The 17,897-nt window shown below is 70.6% G+C and carries 20 protein-coding genes and 3 pseudogenes; 8 read left to right on the top strand and 15 right to left on the bottom strand.

From position 1 onward, the window contains the following. Positions 1-108: 108 nt before the first annotated feature. Positions 109-564 (bottom strand): DUF3592 domain-containing protein, encoded by a 456-nt coding sequence (locus OG764_RS36520; protein WP_328972633.1) that lies wholly within the window; start codon positions 562-564, stop codon positions 109-111. Between the two features lie 271 nt (positions 565-835). On the opposite strand from OG764_RS36520, the gene OG764_RS36515 reads away from it, so the two are divergent. After that, the gene (locus tag OG764_RS36515; protein WP_328972632.1) at positions 836-2,407 is read left to right on the top strand and encodes an alpha/beta hydrolase; all 1,572 of its coding nucleotides are present in this window, start codon (positions 836-838) and stop codon (positions 2,405-2,407) included. 11 nt (positions 2,408-2,418) lie between these two features. On the opposite strand, the gene OG764_RS36510 is transcribed toward OG764_RS36515, so the two are convergent. Continuing rightward, positions 2,419-2,535, bottom strand: a complete 117-nt coding sequence (locus OG764_RS36510; RefSeq protein WP_328972631.1) for a two-component response regulator — start codon at positions 2,533-2,535, stop codon at positions 2,419-2,421. 19 nt (positions 2,536-2,554) lie between these two features. After that, complete coding sequence (locus OG764_RS36505; protein WP_328972630.1) at positions 2,555-4,057, bottom strand: alpha/beta hydrolase family protein; 1,503 nt, start codon at positions 4,055-4,057, stop codon at positions 2,555-2,557. A 263-nt stretch (positions 4,058-4,320) separates the two neighbouring features. Between OG764_RS36505 and OG764_RS36500 the strand changes: the two genes are divergently transcribed. The 3 genes from OG764_RS36500 (at position 4,321) to OG764_RS36490 (ending at position 6,726) form a co-directional block, all read left to right on the top strand. Beyond that, on the top strand, positions 4,321-5,469 hold the full coding sequence (locus OG764_RS36500; protein WP_328972629.1) for a sensor histidine kinase: 1,149 nt from the start codon (positions 4,321-4,323) through the stop codon (positions 5,467-5,469). Beyond that, entirely contained in the window at positions 5,466-6,128 is a 663-nt protein-coding gene (locus OG764_RS36495; protein WP_328972628.1) for a response regulator transcription factor, read from the top strand. The genes OG764_RS36500 and OG764_RS36495 overlap by 4 nt, the downstream gene beginning before the upstream one ends. 271 nt (positions 6,129-6,399) lie before the next feature. Then, complete coding sequence (locus OG764_RS36490; protein WP_328972627.1) at positions 6,400-6,726, top strand: nuclear transport factor 2 family protein; 327 nt, start codon at positions 6,400-6,402, stop codon at positions 6,724-6,726. Positions 6,727-6,796: 70 nt separating this feature from the next. On the opposite strand, the gene OG764_RS36485 is transcribed toward OG764_RS36490, so the two are convergent. From OG764_RS36485 to OG764_RS36460, 6 genes and pseudogenes are all read right to left on the bottom strand, one after another. Then, positions 6,797-7,321 (bottom strand): hypothetical protein, encoded by a 525-nt coding sequence (locus tag OG764_RS36485; protein WP_328972626.1) that lies wholly within the window; start codon positions 7,319-7,321, stop codon positions 6,797-6,799. 139 nt (positions 7,322-7,460) lie between these two features. Further along, a pseudogene (locus tag OG764_RS36480) lies at positions 7,461-7,703 on the bottom strand (serine/threonine protein kinase); the annotation flags it as partial. A gap of 98 nt (positions 7,704-7,801) precedes the next feature. Beyond that, entirely contained in the window at positions 7,802-8,647 is an 846-nt protein-coding gene (locus OG764_RS36475) for a MerR family transcriptional regulator (RefSeq protein WP_328972625.1), read from the bottom strand. Between the two features lie 242 nt (positions 8,648-8,889). After that, positions 8,890-9,216, bottom strand: coding sequence for a hypothetical protein (locus OG764_RS36470; protein ID WP_328972624.1), 327 nt, complete (start codon positions 9,214-9,216; stop codon positions 8,890-8,892). Positions 9,217-9,571: 355 nt separating this feature from the next. Next, positions 9,572-10,006, bottom strand: coding sequence for a hypothetical protein (locus tag OG764_RS36465; RefSeq protein WP_328972623.1), 435 nt, complete (start codon positions 10,004-10,006; stop codon positions 9,572-9,574). Positions 10,007-10,226: 220 nt separating this feature from the next. After that, a complete protein-coding gene (locus OG764_RS36460; RefSeq protein WP_328972622.1) occupies positions 10,227-10,700 on the bottom strand; it encodes a hypothetical protein in 474 nt (157 codons plus the stop codon). A 620-nt stretch (positions 10,701-11,320) separates the two neighbouring features. Here OG764_RS36460 and OG764_RS36455 point away from each other — a divergent pair. Next, positions 11,321-11,467 carry a hypothetical protein gene (locus OG764_RS36455; protein WP_328972621.1) on the top strand — a complete coding sequence of 49 codons (147 nt, stop codon included), beginning with the start codon at positions 11,321-11,323 and terminating at the stop codon, positions 11,465-11,467. Between the two features lie 439 nt (positions 11,468-11,906). On the opposite strand, the gene OG764_RS36450 is transcribed toward OG764_RS36455, so the two are convergent. The 3 genes and pseudogenes from OG764_RS36450 to OG764_RS36440 all read right to left on the bottom strand — a co-directional run. Next, entirely contained in the window at positions 11,907-12,287 is a 381-nt protein-coding gene (locus tag OG764_RS36450; protein ID WP_328972620.1) for a toxin Doc, read from the bottom strand. 4 nt (positions 12,288-12,291) lie between these two features. After that, positions 12,292-12,543, bottom strand: a complete 252-nt coding sequence (locus tag OG764_RS36445) for an antitoxin MazE7 (RefSeq protein ID WP_328972619.1) — start codon at positions 12,541-12,543, stop codon at positions 12,292-12,294. A gap of 556 nt (positions 12,544-13,099) precedes the next feature. Then, positions 13,100-13,350 (bottom strand): annotated as a pseudogene (locus OG764_RS36440) (helix-turn-helix domain-containing protein); the annotation flags it as partial. A 261-nt stretch (positions 13,351-13,611) separates the two neighbouring features. On the opposite strand from OG764_RS36440, the gene OG764_RS36435 reads away from it, so the two are divergent. The 3 genes from OG764_RS36435 (at position 13,612) to OG764_RS36425 (ending at position 15,254) form a co-directional block, all read left to right on the top strand. Continuing rightward, a complete protein-coding gene (locus tag OG764_RS36435; RefSeq protein WP_328972618.1) occupies positions 13,612-14,463 on the top strand; it encodes an aldo/keto reductase in 852 nt (283 codons plus the stop codon). Positions 14,464-14,550: 87 nt separating this feature from the next. Beyond that, complete coding sequence (locus tag OG764_RS36430) at positions 14,551-14,910, top strand: hypothetical protein (RefSeq protein WP_328972617.1); 360 nt, start codon at positions 14,551-14,553, stop codon at positions 14,908-14,910. Further along, positions 14,907-15,254 (top strand): flavodoxin, encoded by a 348-nt coding sequence (locus OG764_RS36425; RefSeq protein ID WP_328972616.1) that lies wholly within the window; start codon positions 14,907-14,909, stop codon positions 15,252-15,254. The genes OG764_RS36430 and OG764_RS36425 overlap by 4 nt, the downstream gene beginning before the upstream one ends. Before the next feature lie 143 nt (positions 15,255-15,397). Here OG764_RS36425 and OG764_RS36420 read toward each other — a convergent pair whose 3' ends face one another. The 3 genes and pseudogenes from OG764_RS36420 to OG764_RS36410 form a co-directional block, all read right to left on the bottom strand. Further along, positions 15,398-16,081, bottom strand: a complete 684-nt coding sequence (locus OG764_RS36420) for a maleylpyruvate isomerase family mycothiol-dependent enzyme (protein WP_328972615.1) — start codon at positions 16,079-16,081, stop codon at positions 15,398-15,400. Between the two features lie 143 nt (positions 16,082-16,224). Further along, positions 16,225-16,482, bottom strand: a pseudogene (locus OG764_RS36415) (hypothetical protein); the annotation flags it as partial. 220 nt (positions 16,483-16,702) lie between these two features. Beyond that, complete coding sequence (locus OG764_RS36410; RefSeq protein WP_328972614.1) at positions 16,703-17,866, bottom strand: hypothetical protein; 1,164 nt, start codon at positions 17,864-17,866, stop codon at positions 16,703-16,705. Between the last annotated feature and the right edge of the window lie 31 nt (positions 17,867-17,897).

The following is a 17,897-nucleotide window of genomic DNA, read 5'->3' as shown; positions in this document are numbered from 1 at the left end:
CCGGCCGCCACCAGGCTCTGTCAGCTGGTCTTGAGCCGTAGATGCTTCTTCATGACCCTGGTGTACGGCCCGGGGGTGTTTCGCGAACGTTTCGCACGTCAAGGCCCCTTACGCCAGGCCCCCTAGGGCGAACCCCAGCCCCATCGCGACGAACAACGCACCCAGTGCGCTGAACAGCCACCAGAAGGCGGTGCCCTCGGCCGGGAGGATCCAGCGTGACGGGTCTGCCCGGTCGTATCGGACCTCGACGCGGGCACCGACGGGAAGGGTCCTGTCCCTGGGTCGAGCGATGTTCGTCCTGGTTTCCATTGCGCGGCCGTCGCCCGTGCTCCAGGTGATGACCGGGTAGTACACGGTGGTTCCGACGCTCCGGCTGGTGCTGCCGGCATCCGAGGCCGGCGCGATCCGGGTCTCCTCAAGACGGGTCACCACGCCCCGCGCAGTAGCGCCCTGCCTCAGCAGGAACCGGACGCGTCGGATCTTGAGGGAGGCGACGACGCCGATGACCGACCCCGCGGCGGTGAAGACCGATGCGAAGAGCAAGAGGATCTGGGAAGCGGACACAGGGTCGTCTCGATTCTGGAGCCGAAGAACTCCTGACAGCATGCCAGTGCGGCGATCTCCCCTTACGGCAGGTGCGTGGCCGGGACGGCCCTCAGCGCAGCCCCGCCGACGGTCTCCTCCCGGAGGAGGACGCCGGACCGGGCCTCAGGTCCCGGATCAGGGGTGGGCGGGACCGGGGTCCTCGTGCCCTTGGGCGATGTGCCGTACCAGGGCGGGTTCCTAGCCTCGGGGCATGCGATCACACGAAGCGGACGATGCTCAAGGAGACCCCGTGACCACTGTCAGCCCCGCCGCACGCCGCGCCTCGGCCGTGGGCCTCACCCTCGCCGCCTGCCTCATGTCCTCCCCCGTCCTGGCCACGGCCGCCGGGACGCCCGCGCAGGACAGCTCCGGGGCCGGACTGGACCGGTACTACCGCCAGCACCTCGGCTGGGGCAGCTGCATCGAGGGCCCCGACGACACCACGGGCCGCGATCTGGACCGGGCAGGTGTGCAGTGCGCGGACGTGACCGTGCCCCTGGACTACGCCGACCCCCGGGGGCGCACGATCACCGTGGCGATCTCCCGGCTCAAGGCCACCGACACCCGCCACCGCATCGGCGCGATCCTCCTCAACAACGGCGGTCCGGGCGGTCCCGCGCTCCAGTCCCCGCCGCAGGCCCGCGCGTCGATGAAGGGGGTCGGCGCGCGCTACGACATCGTCGGCTTCGACCCGCGCTTCATCGGGCGCAGCACCGCGCTGGACTGCGGCTTGCCCGTCGGCATGACCTGGCTGTCCGCCGGCACCGGCCGGGCGGGCTTCGACCGCCAGGTCGCCCTGCAGAAGAGCCTGGCCGACAAGTGCCGGGCCACCGACGCCGCGGTGCTCCCGCACATCACCACCCGCAACACGGCCCGCGACATGGACGTCATCCGCGGCGCGCTCGGCGAGCGGAAGATCTCCTTCCTGGGCTACTCGTACGGCACCTACCTGGGCACGGTCTACACGCAGATGTTCCCCGGCCGCCACGACCGGATGGTGCTGGACGGGGCGATCAACCCGAGCGACTACCGCCCCCGGCTGCTGAAGGGCACCGAGCGCGAGAACGAGAAGGCGCTGTCCGACTGGGCCGCCTGGGCCGCGGAGCACCACGACACCTACGGCCTCGGCCGCAGCCGCGCCGAGGTGCTCTCCGCCGTCGACCGCATCGTCGCGGCGGCCGCGCGCGGTCCGCTGACCATCGGCGCCGGCGCCGATGCCTTCCGGATCGACGAGAGCCAGGTGCCGCTCCTTCTCTTCTCTGGCATCGCGGACGACACCGTCCCGGCGCGGGCGTCGTTCGGCGAGCTGATTTCCGTACTGGCCAATGCCGCGGAGGGCCGGCCGACGACGGTGCCGCCGATGCTGGTCCCGGAGCTCCGGTACGTGCTGCGCGGTGAGGGCGAGCCCACCGGCGCGCAGTCCGCCGTCATCTGCGGGGACGTGGCCGCCCCGCGCGATCCCGAGCTCTACTGGCGGGACATCGAGCGCAACCGCACCGCGCACCCGCTGTTCGGCGCTCTGACCAACAACATCAACCCGTGCGCCTTCTGGGACTCGCCGCGCGAAGAGCCCACCCGGGTGCGGCGCGATGCCCCCGCCCTGATCGTCGCCGCCACCGGTGACCCCCGTACGACGTACAAGGGAAGCGTCGAGCTGCACAAGCAGCTGCCGAGCTCCAGGCTGGTGACCCTCGAGGGCGCCAACCGGCACGCCCTCTTCGGGCACTACGGCAACGCGTGCGTGGACGACCAGGTCAACCGGTACCTGGCCACCGGCAAGCTGCCGGCGAGGGACCGGACCTGCGTCAAGCAGGCGGGGTAGCGGCCCGCGGTTCACGTTCCGAGTGCGCGGGCCAGCAGCATGCTGCGGTTGTTCGTCGCGGTCTTGGCGAACACCGACTTGAGGTGGTCCCGCACGGTGTACCCGCAGACCGGCATCTGGCGGGCCACCGTGTGGCTGTCCCGCCCTTCACGGGGTAGGCGTCGCAGTTCCCCGAGCCCCTGATGATGAGACCGTGCCGTAGGCCCGGAGGGTGTCGGCCGGGTCGCCGGGGCGGCCTCGCAGGGTGGCGTCCAGAAAGGCGAGGGTGGCCGCGGCGACGACGCGCGGGCTCTCGGTGCGGCCCAGGGTGCCGACGATCGAGGGCACCGGCGGCAGGTAGAGCGGGCCGTCCATGAAGGTGAGGTGCCCGGCGCCGGGGACGGTGAGCCGGTAGCTCGTCGCGGTGCTGTGCTCGAGGGCCTCGGTGAGCCGGGGCAGGTAGCGCGGGTCGGTGCCGGCGGTGATCTCCTGGGTGAGCGCGAGCGCCGGCTGCTCGAGGGCCGGCGCCGTGGGGCCGTGGGGGTAGCCGTCCAGGTCGACGACGGCGTCGAACCGGCGGTCCTGCCGGGCCGCCTGCAGGGCGGCGGCTCCGCCCAGGGAGTGGCCGGTAACCGCGGCGCGGCCGGTGTCCAGGCGTCCGGTCAGCGGGTCGGCGGTCTCACCGCGGTCCAGTCGCTCCAGCTGGGTGAGGACGAAGCCGAGGTCGGCGGCCCGGACGGCGGTCCAGCCGGCGGCCAGCTCCTCGTCCCTGTCGCGGTCCCCGGAGGAGGCGGTGGTGGCGCGGATCGTGCGGCCGTCGGCGAGGACGACGACGGTGGAGTCGTACGGGTGGTCGAGGGCGGCGACCAGGTAGCCGTGGCTGGCCAGCTCCTCCGCCCAGGCGGTGTTCTGGGTCCGCACTCCGCCCGACCCCGGGGAGAAGAGGACGACCGGGAACCGCTCTCCCCCGCCGGCCACCGGGGCGTCGACGACCGCGCGGCTGCGGGCCCTCGGGAGCCCGTCGACCAGGAATCCGGGCAGGCCGACTCCGCCGGCGAGGGCCTCGGAGACGGTCCGCGCCTCGTCTTCCGTGCGCCCCAGGTACTGGGCCCGGGGGACGCCCGCGGGGCTCTTCTGCGCCGGGTACCAGAGCTGGACCACGACCGTGCGCCGGTCGTCCGGATCGGAGGTGAAGCTCTCGGGGCGGAGCGGGTCGGTCCACTGCACCACCCGGGTGCCGACCGCGAAGTCGCCCGTCGGCTCGGGGAAGACGGGGACGGGGAAGGCCCAGGCGGCCACCGGGCCGGTGGCGATCAGGCCGGCGCAGGCCAGCGATCCCGGCAGGGCCAGCCACCAGCGGGCCCGCCGCGCCGGTCGGCCTGCACCGTGCCGCAGCAGGGGCGGGAGGGCGAACGCCGAGGTGACGGCGGCGCCGGCCAGGACCGGCAGCATCTGCCAGCGGATCCCCACGATGCCCAGCACGATCGCCGACGGTACGAGGACTGACACGGCAGCGAAGGTGACGGGCCGGCGGGCGGCCGGGGGGAGCCAGCGCGCCACCAGCAGCGCGACGGCGCCCAGCAGGACGAGGACTTCCGGAAGGGACAGGAACAGCCCCGGGATGGTTTCGGTCACCCGGCCATGCTCGGCGCCGGGCCCGCGCCGCCGCATCGGCCCCGGGTCGCCGCCGACTGCGACCGGCGTGGCAACCGGGGCGGGCCGCGGTACGACCGGAGTGGCAACCGGGCACCCCGGACCGGCGGCCGGCCTGCGACCGTGGGAGGTATCGGTCTCCTCCTGTGGTCGTACCCCGGCCCGGTGCGCTCCGACGCGGGGCTCATGTGCGGCGCGGGCCCGGCACCTAGGCTGCGGCTGTACGCGGTGGCGGGCCCGGCCGGGCCGCCACGACGACCGATCGGCGGAGAGGTGTGACGGTGCGTCACCGGGACCGGGTACCGCCCCTGGTGTGGGACTCGGTGCTGCCGGCGCTGCTCCTGCTCAACGTCGTGACCACGTACCCGGCCCGGGAGCTGCCGGTGGCGGCGGCGCTCACCATCGCCCTGGCGCTGCCCCTGGTGTGGCGGCGCCGGGCCCCGCTCGCGGTGTTCGCCGCCGTGGTGGCCGCGGCCTTCGTCCAGTGGCTGGCGGACGTCCAACTGCCCGCGGACATCGCCCTGCTGGTGGCCCTGTACACGGCGGCCGCGCACGCGGGCCGGCGCGGCACGCTGCTCGCCGCCGCCGTCGTGGAGGGCGGGGCCGTGCTGGCCTGCCTGCGCTGGGCATCGGACGGCGCGTTCCTGACCCCGTTCGTCGCGCTCTCCGCGACGGTGGTCGCCGCCGCCGTCCTCGGGGTGAACGTGCGGACCGGCCGGGCCTACCTCGCCGCCGTGCAGGAGCGGGCCGAACGGCTGGCCCTGCACCAGGAGCAGCAGGCGCGGCTGGCCGTCGCCGAGGAGCGGGCCCGGATCACCCGCGAGATGCACGACATCGTGACCCACAACCTGTCCGTCATGGTCGCGCTCACCGACGCCGCCGTCTACGCGCAGCACAGGTCCCCGGACCGGGCCACCACCGCGATGCTGCAGATCTCCGAGACGGGCCGGCAGGCCCTCACCGACATGCGGCGCTCGTTGGGCGTCCTGCGGGCCGACGAGCCGGACGCCGAGCGGCACCCGCTGCCCGGCATCGCCCAGCTGAAGGCGCTCGCCGACCAGATGGCCGCCGCCGGGCTGCCGACCGGCCTGGAGGTCCGCGGCGGTCACGCCCATGTGCCGGCCACCGCCCAACTGACCGTCTACCGCCTGGTGCAGGAAGCGTTGACCAACACCCTCAAGCACACCCCCGCCGGCACCCGCGCGACGGTCCTGGTCGAGTGCTCGGCCGGGAGCGTCGGTGTGGAGGTCACCGACAGCGGCCCCCGGCCGGCGCTTCCCGCCGCCGCACCGCCGGGCCACGGCATCCCCGGCATGCGCGAGCGCGCGGCCGCCTACGGGGGGACGCTGCGGGCCGGACCGCTTCCGAGCGGCGGCTGGGGCGTGCGGACCCGGCTCCTGCTCAACAGCGTCGGGACGGGCGCCGTATGACGATCCGCATCGTGATCGCCGACGACGAGGCGCTGCTCCGGATGGCCTTCGGCACGGTCCTGGAGGCCCAGCCCGACATGGCGCCGGTCGGCGAGGCCGCGGACGGCGCCCAGGCCGTCCGCCTCGCCCGGGAGCTGCGGCCCGACGTCGTGCTGATGGACGTCCGGATGCCCGGGACGGACGGGATCGAGGCGACCCGGCAGGTCGTCGAGGTCTCCCCGGGGAGCAGGGTGCTGATCCTTACCACCTTCGACCTGGACGCGTACGCCTTCGCCGCGCTCGGCGCCGGGGCCTCGGGCTTCCTGCTGAAGAACACCCGGCCCGAGGAGCTGCTCACCGCGATCCGCAACGTCGCGGCGGGCGACGCGGTGCTCTCCCCGCGGATCACCCGGCGCCTGCTGGAGGACTTCCGTCCGCACCTGGCCGACGGGGGCACCGCCGTCCGCGACGAGCGGCTGGACCGGCTCAGCGCCCGGGAGCGCGAGGTGCTCGTCGAGGTCGGTCGCGGCCTGTCCAACGCCGAGATCGCGGCCGTCCTGTACCTCGCGGAGGCGACCGTGAAGTCCCATCTGGGGCGGATCCTGCTCAAGCTGGAACTCCGCGACCGGATCCAGGCCGTGGTCTTCGCCCACGAGAACCGCCTGGTCCCCGCGGCCTGACGCCGGCCGAGGGCTCAGAGCAGCGGCCGGACCACGGCGCGGCCAAAACCGTTGCCGCTGCCGGGACGGCCAGAGCCGGATTCCGCCACCACGGTCGGCGAGCGGGACCGTCACCTGATCGCCCGCCGGCTCGGCCCCCGACGACGCGCTCACCCGCCTTCCCCGGACGGAAGATCGCACAGAACAGCGCCACCACGAGCAACGCCGACGGCAGGACAGGTAGTCCCGGATTTCCCTGGACGAGCGAGGGAACACTCTGCATGATCAACTGGTGATCACCCCAGAGAGCGTCGTCGAACGCCAGCTCGCCGCCTACAACAGCCATGACCTCGAGGCCTTCGCGGCGACGTACGCCCCCGACGTCTGCATCACCCGCCGCAGCAACGACCGCCTGCTCGGGCGCGACGCCGTGCGGGAGGCATACGCCGACCAGTTCGCCGCGGGCCGCTGCCGGGCCGAGATCGTCGGCCGACTCACCGAGGGCGACTGGGTGGTGGACCACGAGATCGCCCACGGCATCACGGACGACCCCCTCCGCGTGCTGGTCGCCTACCGGGTCCGCGACGGTCTGATCGACCGCGTCGACTTCCTCGGCTGACTGCCGGGCCTCCCCCGATCAGGCGCCCCTGAGCACAGCGCCTTGCGGTCGCGCCCCCAGATGCGCCAGCTCAGCGAGAGCGACGCCGGCGGTGGTACGCGAACGTCAGAGCCAGCAGCAGGGGGCCCCACAGGGTGAACAGACCGCTGACCGTCATCGCCAGCACGTCCCAGCCTTCGGCGTACGGGAAGCCGTCAGCACCGCCGAGGCGGAAGGCCCCGAACGCCCAATGGACCATCAGGGCGGTGAAGAAGAGGCCACTGACTGCCGCGGGGAGGATCGCTGCGAAGGGCGGTATGCGTCTGCCGCCGAGCTTGGGGATCCAGGCGGGCACTACCTCTCCCCACCGGCGGACCAATCCGAAGCTGAGCAGTGCGAATGCTTCGGACAGGACGCTGAGTCCCACGACGTAGGGGATGTTCCAGGGTGAGGGTGGCAGGACCTCCCCGCCCATGCCGTAGCCGAAGGCGATGGGCAGACGCCATAGGCAGACGGGCAGCGCGACCAAAGGCATCGCATGGGCCGCAACGGCTGCCCACCGGGGAACAGGCCGTTCTGTCGCTGTCGTGTCGATGTGCGCCGTGTGGGTTGTCATGCCCTCAATATTTCTGGGCGGCTCCCGGACCTGCATCGACTCCGCGGACGATCCGCCTCCCCCGGTAGGGCGAGGAGGGGGCGGTCCACAAGTGTGACTCCGCCCCTGCGATCACCCACGTCATCACCAGGTATGACGGAACGGGCGCGGTCCACGCCCCGCCGATCTTGCCGGCGGCTTCGATCTCCCGCCGGAAACGCGTCCGGAACTCCGCGTTCCCGGCGACATCGGGCCTGACCACCTTCACCGCCACGCGGCGCCCGCTCCGCGAACTGCCCAGGTAGACCTTGCCCATACCGCCTTCCCCGAGTACCCCGAGTACCCCGAGCAGCCGGTAAGGCCCTATGCTGCGCGGATCCCCGTCACCCAGACCTGTGACCATGCGCGCTCCCCCGCAGCCTCCCAAGCCCTGCCCCGAATGCATCCACGGCAGAGGCCCCCGTGATGCGCACTCTGATCCAAACGAAACGGCCTCAGGGGCTACGCGGCGGTGGACTCGTCTATCGGCCAGGCGATCTCCATACGGTTGCCCGGGGCGTCCGCTGTCCCAGTCCACCGGCGGTAGACCATCCGGACCGGGCCCGCGAAGGCGAAGCCGTGCTCGGTGATCCAGTTGGCGACGGCATCGTACGCGCCGAGAATCTGCGGGAACGCGGCGGCCGCTCCCTCAACCTCCGTGCAGGCGAGGGTGCTCTCGGGCAGCTCGCGCACGATCATGCCCTCGGGCAGGTCCATGGGCTGCGCGCCGTCCTTCCAGAACGGCAGGCACGCCTCGACGAGCGTCTCCGTCTCGTCGTCGCACACTCCGTGGAAGCGGACGAAGGCAGGCCCGGTGAAGGTGAGGGGGCCGCGGCCCGCAACCTCGTACATCTCCTGGTAGGCACCGCGGAGGAAGGCGTCAAGCCCGGAGTTGTCCAGGGTCGCCCCGCGGACGAGGATCCGTTCGGCGGCGCCCTGGCGGACGGTGACGCGGTGGGTCATCTCTGCTCCTTCGGTCAGTCGGCTCAACAGGCTGTGGACCAAGGAACGCTGTACGTCCAGCCGCCGTTCGGATGCCCGCAGATGGGACTGCACAGCGGCGATCAGCTGCTCCTCGCCGCCGCCGAGCAGTCGGCGCACCTCCTCGACCGGGATGTCCAACTGCCGCAACGCCCTGATCGACTGCGCCGTACGCACCTGGTCACGCCGGAAGTACCGGTAGCCGCTCACCGGATCGACGAACGCCGGCACCAGCACGCCACCGGCGTCGTAATGCCGAAGCGCGGTGACCGAGAGGCCGCTGGCCTGCGAGAACTGCCCGATCGGCAGCAGATTTTTCCTGTCCACGGCATTGACTGTGCCCTCTCACGTAACCCGAGAGTCAAGCCCGTCCACGAATGACGGCCTCACCGCCGCCGCGGTGGAGGAGATCGTGCCAGGGGTGACCGTGCGCGGCTGGTCGACTGGGGGTGGAGGCGCCCGAGTTGGCCTGCGACCTGGGCTTCTTCCCAAACCGGCCCCTGCGCCCGGTGACCTGTTGACTGCACGGTGAGGCTCCCCGATGTAAAGAGGGTGCCTTGGGGGCACGTTCACACCTCTCGGTGCCTCACGACGAGCACGGCAAGTGCAACTGCGATCAGTGGCCAGAGCGCGTACACGGTCCAGGAGCCGGGGACGGCGGCGGTGTATCCCAGGGATCCGGGATCCGGCTCCCAGTTCTGGACCAGGCGCTTCCAGGCGGCGGACACCATCGCGTGGTTGATGTCCGCCGACCAGCGCTCGCTCTCCGAGAACATGGGGGGCAGCATGAGAAGGGTCAAGACGGCGGTCACCATGGTGGCGGCGCCGTGGCGGAGCAGGACGCCGAGGCTCAGACCGATCAGGGCGCAGACCGGGGCCAGCGGCGCGGATGCCACCAGCGCCCGGAGTGCACCGGGGTGGGTGAGGGGGACCCCGGCATGCCGCCCGCTGAGGATGGCCTGGGAGACCAGGAAGGCGCAGCCAGACGGGGCAGCGGCCCGCCGGGTCGTCCACGATCAGCACCAGTCTTCCGGCCGAGCGCCCTTTCGGGACGGGACCACGGAGCCCGCGGGGGTCGTATGGGTCAACCTCGGCACGGCCGGCGGGTGGCCACCGGTGCGCACTGGGGGATGGTCGCTGCATCGCGTCCGACCACGACCACCAAGAGCGACGACACGTAGTCGGGCAAGGTCAACGATCCAAGCGGAGACGCTTTTGGTCTCGGGTGCCGGGCGGACCGCGGTCGGCCGGCTACGGGAGAAGCGGCGTGCCGTACTCCTGGTTCGTCAGATCCTTGACCATCCGCCAGCCGTCGCCGGCCTCTTCGAAGAGGAAGACTCGGCTGGACACGTAGGGGGTGTCCGGCTGCGGGTCAGTACCGGACCGGGTGGTCGAGTAGGGAGTGGTCAGCTCCGCGACCCACACTTTGGCCTGTGAATCCAGCATCTGCACGCGTTCGAGGCGGGCCTTCGACTTCGCCTCGCTCCACATCCGGTTGCGCGGCAGTGGGCCCTTGCGCCATGAGGCGCTGCTCGTGTCAGCTTTCTGCTGGAAGATCTCTTCGGCGGCCAGCCGGAGCGACTCGCGCTCGGCGTCCTCCCGCCAGTCCTGCACGGCGTACACGAGCCCGCCAACCGCAATCGCGCCGGCGACCACAGCCGCCGCCGTCTTGTGCTTCTTCAGCACGGTTTCCCCCTAAAATTGATAGTCGACGCAGCCTAAATGATCACTGCAACTACTTCGCGCGGGCTCTGACGCCCGGCAACCGGGCTCCGGGGGTTGCCTGGCGCCATTGCCCCCAGTCGGAACCAGGGTCTGCCCCGACGGGGGTTGGGTAGCTCTTGGACGGCCAGCAGGTCGGGTACCGCCCTCAGGCCGCGGCCGCGGGAACCAGCCGGGGGCGCGTTCAGACGCCTCTGCTTGAAGCCCCCTGCCGCGCCTTGGCTATTTCGGTCAGGTCTGCAACGTCGGCGGCTGGCGGCGGCATGATCTTCTTTGCCTTCCCGAACGACTTGAAGACCACGGAGATGTGCGCGGTCCCGAGCCACTGGGCCATCTTCACGGGCATGCCCTGCGCGTCGAGCCCGTCCACATCGGTGTCGCCGGAGGCACCGCCGACCGGTATGCCCATCTTGGTGAGCTTCTCGTTCATCAGACTGTTGTCCGCGCTGCCTCGGTAGCGCGTCGCAACGCGGCCGGCGATGGTCTCCTCGCCGTACTTCCTGATGTTCTTGAGCGTGCTCAGCTGCTTGAGGGAACCCACGAAGTCGGCGCTGCTGCCGCCACTCGTGCCGCCGTCCACGAGGGCCTTGGTGTCCATCTTCAGCCAGTAATTACCCTGGCAAGGCTTGTCGATCTGGTAGTAGAGGACGCTGTCCACCTGGCGGCTGGGTGATGACGCCGCCGGAGTCGAACTGCGTGTAGGCCGCGCCGAGGACGGCTGGAAGGACCGGCGCGGTGCGTCCTGCTCGCGACCAACGCGAGCAGGGCGCACGACAGGCCTGCCGACGAGCCCCTCCGCGTCCTGCCACGATGTGGAGGGGACTCGGCTCTCCCCTGCGGATGCCTCAGACAGCGGGATCTCGTACGCGCCCGGGCGGGCGCTGGTGACGGGATGAACGAAGCTGTGGTCTGTACGGATCAGCAGGCCCTTGCCCGACGGTGCGGTCTCGTACTGATCCGGCCCTGGATCTTCACCCGATAACGGTTCTGCGAGAGCTCCGCCGGGTCGAACCGGGTGACCAGCGCGGTCGGGTTCCGTGTCAGCGTCGCGAGGGCCGGGGACGAACATTCGAGCATCGCCACGACCTCGGAGGCCGGCGTCCGCTCGAGCCGCCACCAGGAGCTCCTTGGCCTGCTGCGAGGCGTCCGCGACCTGGGTCTGGGACAGGCCGCCGACCGCGCGGGCCGGCGGCAGCCCGATGGCGTCCTCGCCCTCCGCCCAGGCCGCCGCGGGCATCCACCACGACGCGGACGTGGAGAGTCCTCACGACGAGCGGTGTGCCCTGGGGCTGCCATCCCTGGACGAAGGCCTTCTGCCGCTCGGCCAACATCACGGAGCCGCAGCGCGGTGTCTTCCTGTACACCAACGTGACGGGCTTGGCCCTGATCCCGGTCGCGAACGCGACCGTGGTGTCCGGCCGCTAGGCCTTCGGGATCAGCGCCGCGGAAGACGGAGTGTCGAACAGGCAGCTCGTACGACGCGTCGCGACCTGTCCAAGTACTCTCGCCCCTCATCGACGTGACGCACATCGGGCACACCGACTGACTGCCGGCGGCCGCCGCTCGTTTCGGAAGGTGCTGTCCCGGTGCGGCCCTACGTGTGTCAAGCGAGGCTGCGGCGTGGTGGCCGAGCACTGCTCGACCGCCTGCCCGCCCCACATGCAAGGTGGGCCATGGACTGGGGGGGACGTGCCGACATGGGCAGCGCTCGCGCTCTCCATCACGGCGGTCATCATCACGTGGAAGGCTGGCGGGGACGGTAAGCGTGGTTGACGCTGCTGAATCCTCTGCCTCGGCATCCGTTCGATCCGCAGTCGCTGCCGAGCGCGCTGGAGCCTCAGCTACTCGACTGCTCCGCTGCCGTTCAGCGGCTCTGCCGCATCGCGCGCAGGCGGTCGGCGATCGCGTACGAGTCCAGGTGCAGGGTGCGGATGTCGTTGATCAGGTCGCGCCAGGGGTCGTACGTCTCGTCGACGCGTTCGCCCGAGGCTTCCAGGTAGGCGAGGGCGATGCCGTAGCCGTACGCCTCGTTGCGGGCGGGGAGGGGGCGTAGGAGTACGCACTCCTCCAGGAAGACCGCGGCGCGCCAGAACGCGTCGGGGTGGCTGTGGTCGAGGCGGGGCGGGTCGACGCGGTGGCGGGCCGCCATGCCGACGAGGACGCTGAGGTCGTTGACGGTGAGGTCGTTGGTGAGGATGTCTTCCTGGCGGGCCAGGAGCCATCGGAAGTCGACGAGCAGTTCCACAGGTTCAGGCCGCCCGGGGGGTCTGGCGGCCGGCGGCGCGGGGCACGCCCCCGAAGTCGGCGTCGAAGCGATCCAGGATCCCGGGTACACCGAGGACGCGACGGAAGGCCGCGGTGGCGGTCTCGAGCGCCTGCTCGTGCTCCTTCTCCGAGGCCACACGGGCGAGGTAACCCTTCATGGACATGCCCGCCCCGTCGGCCACGGCCTTCAGCTTGTCCCTGGTCACGTCGCCGATCTTGACGCTGGTATCTACCACGCCTTCGAGTATGCCGCGCGGTATACCGGCGCCGCCACCCCTTCACCGAAAACGCTCTGACCTGTACCTATCCCGCAAGCAAGGAACGAGGTGCTGCTGCCTCAGTGGCTGCGGCTGTGCCTGTGGCTATGGCAGGCGAAGGGGCGACCAGTACGCCCAGCGCAACAGTCAGAGCCGTGATACGGCCTACGTGTTTCGTTCTCGGAACTCCCAGAACAGACAGGATGGGCAGGCGGACGGATGTTGCCGTCGACCGCAGAGCACGGATGATCACTTCCGTCTGAGCGAAGCATACGAAGCTGCCGCGCCCCTGCTCACGTCCCTGCCACCAGGTGGGACGTGGTCGGCTTCCCGTACGACCACATCCCGGCCGACTCCCTGCAGATCGCCGGATACGCAGGACTGATCAACCTGCCCCGGGCCGCCCGGAGCCGGAGGCGCGGACGTGACGATGCGCCATCCCGAGGGTGTCGCTCAGCACTCGGCGATGTCGCCCCCGGACAGGCCGGCGCCCCGGCGCAGTCCGGCGAGACGATCCGCCAGGGCCTGCCGGGCCTATGTGCAGGGCGCGGGCGAGGGAATCGAGGACGGCGGGGCTGGCGCGGGTCTCCTTGCCGTGTTCCAGGCGCACGCAGAAGTCGATGCTGATGCCGGCGAGGGTGGCCAGCTCCTCGCGGGCAAGCCGGGGGTACGGCGGATGCCGGCGCCGACGGTGAGACTGACACGCTCGGAGCTGGTCTGGGTGCGGCGGGCGCGCAGGGAAGCGGCCCGCTCGGCGCCCTCGCTGTTCGCGCTCTCGGATGCCATGACCCCAGTCTCACCCGGCAGCCAGCCGCGCCTCAGACGGGAGGGGGGCCCTGTCATTACCCCGGAAGAGCCCGCCCTGCCCACACCCGAGAAATCCGGGCGACGGTTGATGAAGAAGACGCTGCCCCCTCGGTGTGTCCAGGCTTCGACCGGCACGACCTGGCGGGCCGGGCGAGAGTGAGAGGACAGTCATCCGCCCTGACCACCCGCCCCCACCCGCGCCCACCCGCGCCCACCCGCTCAGCGAAGGACATCCCGTTCATGCAGACCGTCACCCTCAACAACGGCGTCAAGATGCCGCTCCTCGGCTTCGGCGTCTACCGGATCCCCGCCGAGGACACCGAGCGCGCCGTCTCCGAAGCCCTGGCCACCGGCTACCGCCTGCTGGACACCGCCGCCGCCTACGGCAACGAAGAAGCCGTCGGCCGCGCCATCAAGTCCAGCGGCGTCCCGCGCGAGGAGCTGTTCGTCACCACCAAGCTGTGGGTCCAGGAGGCTCCCGCCCAGGAAAACACCCGCCGCGCGTTCGAGACGTCCCTGACCAAACTGGGCCTGGACCACCTCGACCTGTACCTGATGCACCAGCCCTTCGGCGACGTCTACGGCCAGTGGCGCGCCATGGAGGCGCTCCACCGCGAGGGCGCGGCGAAGTCGATCGGCGTCGCCAACTTCTACCCCGACCGGCTGATCGACCTGATCATCAACAACGAGATCGCCCCGCAGGTCAACCAGATCGAGACCCACCCCTTCTTCCAGCGCGCCGACTACCAGGACCTCATGCGCGAGCACACCGTGCAGATCCAGTCCTGGGGCGGGTTCGCCGAAGGCAGGAACGACCTGTTCACCAACCCCCTGCTCGCCGGGATCGGCAAGCAGCACGGCAAGTCCGTCGCCCAGGTCGTGCTGCGCTGGCTCACCCAGCGCGGCGTCATCGCCATCCCCAAGTCGGTGCGGGCCGAGCGCATGGCCGAGAACTTCGACGTCTTCGACTTCGAGCTCACCGACGAGCAGATGGCCCAGATCGCCACCCTCGACAGCGGCCGCTCCCTGTTCTTCGACCATCACGACCCCGAGATGGTCACCCGGCTCGCAGGACACCGCCTGGACAGCTGAAGGCCCTCTTGTCGGCCGCGGTGCCCCGAACGCCAGCGGCACCCGCCCGGCCCCGCACTCTTCACGGCGCACCGGGAGCCGTCCACCATGATCACGCCGCAGCACCGTGCCGCCCTGCCGAGCAGGCGCACCGTTCTGCGCGGCGCGCTGCTGACAGCAGCCGCCGCTTCGAGCACGACCCACCTGACGGGCTGCTCACCGTCCTCACCACCACCCAGCGCCTCCCCCGCCCCCTCCCAGTCCGCCGCGACGACCGGAGGCCCTGTGAAACGAGTCCTGCTGGCCTACTTCTCCCGCGCGGGCGAGAACTACTACTACGGCGGGCGTACCGACCTGAAGGTCGGCAACACCGAGGTGCTCGCCGAGAAGATCACCGACCGCATCGCCTGCGACACCTATCGGATCCAGGCCGCCGCCCCTACCCGTGGGACTACGACGCGACAGTGAAGCGCAACGTCCGCGAGCAGGACACCGACGCCCGACCGGCCATCGAAGGCCGCCTGCCCTTCCTCGACGGCTACGACACCATCCTCCTGGCCAGCCCCGTCTGGAACGTCCGGGCACCGATGATCATGACGACGTTCACGGAATCCCTCGACTTCCGCGGCAAGACCGTCCACCCGGTCACCACCCACGCCATGAGCGGCCTGGGCACCACCGAACGCGACTACGCCGTCTCCTGCCCCGGAGCGACCATCGCCGAGGGTCTCGCAGTACGCGGCGAAGAGGTCAAGGACGCCGGCACCGAAGTCGAGGCATGGCTGCGACGCATCGGGCTGCCCGCCCGGTGACCACTCTGCCGAGCACGCCCGGTAGGGAATGTCAGCGCCCTCCCCGTCTGACCAAAGTTCCGTGCAACCTGGGTCTGTTGAACGTGGGCAGCAATCGTTCCGAGCTCTGTCGAGGATGATCTTGTTGCAGTGGAGCGCAGGTGTCATCCCAGGGCGAGCCATCGGATGCCGAGCTGTTCGACCTGCGCACTCTCTGATTCGGCCAACGGCTCGCGGCCGGTAGCTTTGCGCAGGAAATGCGGTTGGCTCCAACCCAATACGTCGGCGGCCGCCATCTGTTCTGCGCCGAGAAGCAGCTCCAGCACGGCGCCACCGGCTGACGGGGTGAGCCAGGGTTCGCATCCGAGTGCGTCAGCCAGGTCAAGGCCGTGGACGGCGACTTCGACGACTCGGGTGAGCAGGAACTCCGACAGGAGCATGGCGTCACCATGGCGTGTCCACACGGTACGGCTGGCCGGCTGTACCCGGCACAGCCGGTCGACCCGCCGCCAGGTCGCGGTGAAATCCTCGGCGAAGGCGGCACCATCGGCCGGCTCTGCTGCCCGGCCCTGAGCCAGAGCGATCCGGGCACTGTTGGTCTGGGGTGAAAAGCGGTCGTCCGGGCGGTAGTAATCCGCAGCGGAAACACTGGCCTCACCCGGGGCCCGCGCGTCCAGCATGCCCGGAAGCCAATCGATCACGACGCACACGTGCCCGAGTAGGTCACGTACGGTCCAGGGGGTGCAGCGTGTCGGGAGGTTCCACTCAGCTTCGGACAGTCCTGACACAGCGTCAGCGAGGGCCCCGGATTCCCGACGAAATGCTTCGAGCACACGATCTTGATTCATGGCGGTGACGCTACCAACCGGGCGCAATCAGGCACCCGGTTGCCCTGACCCGGCGCTCAGCACGCGAGATTCTCTACTGCGCAGACGCGTCCGCCGACAAGGGTCGTCCCGTCAGAGCCGGGGCCGCCATGATCTGCGACCCGCGGCAGCGCTCCCCGCTTCTTCTTCCACTCCGACATCCCGGCCCGCTGCCGCACCGGCAACTGATCCTTGACGTCCTTCAGCGCCTTGGCCCGGGACTTCCCGAAATCCCGGGCCACCTGCTGCTGCGGAACCGAAGTCCCCTCGCGGAGCCAGGCGTTCTGGGGACGGGCTTCGGTCAGCATCTTGTCGAGCTGGGCCGGGCCGCAGGTCCTGTGCACCGGCGCCCAGATCGGCTTCAACTGCGAAGTCACCGCCAGCCTCGTCGCAGAAGGCGCCGCCCTCGGACACCGGATCGGCGTCAACCACACGATCCTCGGAGCCCGAGCTCACCTGTCCGCCGATGTCACCGTGGCCGCGACCATGGCCATAGCGCACTTTCCGCCACAAAGCGCAACAGGTTGTCGTCCCCAATGCGCCGGCCCCCTCGTCCTCATCGTGGTGAAGGGGCCGACAGCTTGTCCGGGGTCGCCATGCAGATCAGGATTCTTCCGTGGTCACGCTGTCGCGTTCAACGCCGTGCGGCTCGTACTGAAGCGTGTGCGTGCCGTCGGCGGAAATGTCGATGTAGTCGGGGCGTTCGCGCCGACGGGGAAGGAAGCTGTCGAGCCAGCTGCGCTGCTCGGCATCGGCGGGGTAGATGTCGACGGCCGCCAGCACGTCGAGCTGCTCCCGGGAGAGGAGCTCGGTCCAGTCCGACGGGTTCAGGGCGCTGCACCACAACTGCAGCTCCCCCTGCTCGATGACCACGCTGACGGGGGTGTTGCGCTGCCCGGGCTGGTAGCGGCGGTCCTGGAGGCCGGCGGCGGCGTTGCGGTTGAGGTAGACACGCGCGACGCGGGGGCCCGCCGCCCACGGGTGGTCCTGCGGCCGGTCGAGGATCTCGTCGGTCCAGGCTCGCAGTCCGAGGGGGTCACGGGCGTTCCGGCTGGGGCTCGCGTGCGGCAGGGCGGCGCGCAGGCGTGCGACGAGGCGTTCGCCGACGATTTCCAGGTTCCCGCCGCAGTGGTACAGGGACTGCTCGCTGCCGCGGAGGACGCCTCGCTCGATGTCGAACTCGACGTAGAGGTAGCGGAAGGCCTCGCGGGCGACGTCCTCGCTCCAGCCGAGGTCTGTCAGCAGGCGCACGGTGTTGCTCGGGCCAGTGCCGCCGTACCCCGCCAGGCACTCCTCCACGCCCAGGAGTTCGCCTTCGCCGTTGCGCAGCAGCAGGTTCGGAGGCGAGATGCGGGTGCCGTCGGCGAAGGCCCTCGGGTGCCGCCCGGACTCCATGAGGATGTCGGCCTCGCTCATGGCGACCATCGCTCCGGTGACGTAGCCGAAAGCCCCGCTCTTGACGTAGTCGGTGGCCTGCTGAGCAGAGAGGATGGGTACCAAGGGCGACTGATTGATGAGGGAGTAGGAGTTCTTCGCCGCCCGCTCGACCATGGCCGAGATCGCCGGATGGGTGACGCCGAGTTCTCGGGCGAGCGCCCGCATGCTGGCAGTGCCCCGTGCTTCCTTGCGGGCTTGCGCGTACGCGTTCACGTCGGCGACATCGCGATCCCGCTGACGCTCGGCGGCCCGCAGGTCCCGCTGCAAGTTCCCCACCTGCCGGTGGGTGGTGCGCATCTTGGCCATCAGGCGGTTCAACTCGGCTTCCATCATTGGAAAGTTAATCTTCCGTCAGATGGAA

Source organism: Streptomyces sp. NBC_00239, from assembly GCF_036194065.1.
GTDB lineage: Bacteria > Actinomycetota > Actinomycetes > Streptomycetales > Streptomycetaceae > Streptomyces.
Note: the sequence above shows the minus strand (reverse complement) of the source record. Positions and strands in the feature narration are given on the sequence as shown.

Bases quoted from the DNA above. Each gene is read 5' to 3' on its own strand.
- OG764_RS36410 (WP_328972614.1), bottom strand. From the start codon at position 17,866: ATGGAAGCCGAGTTGAACCGCCTGATGGCCAAGATGCGCACCACCCAC.
- OG764_RS36485 (WP_328972626.1), bottom strand. From the start codon at position 7,321: ATGACAACCCACACGGCGCACATCGACACGACAGCGACAGAACGGCCT.
- OG764_RS36420 (WP_328972615.1), bottom strand. From the start codon at position 16,081: ATGAATCAAGATCGTGTGCTCGAAGCATTTCGTCGGGAATCCGGGGCC.
- OG764_RS36430 (WP_328972617.1), top strand. From the start codon at position 14,551: ATGATCACGCCGCAGCACCGTGCCGCCCTGCCGAGCAGGCGCACCGTT.
- OG764_RS36505 (WP_328972630.1), bottom strand. From the start codon at position 4,057: ATGCGGCGGCGCGGGCCCGGCGCCGAGCATGGCCGGGTGACCGAAACC.
- OG764_RS36495 (WP_328972628.1), top strand. From the start codon at position 5,466: ATGACGATCCGCATCGTGATCGCCGACGACGAGGCGCTGCTCCGGATG.
- OG764_RS36435 (WP_328972618.1), top strand. From the start codon at position 13,612: ATGCAGACCGTCACCCTCAACAACGGCGTCAAGATGCCGCTCCTCGGC.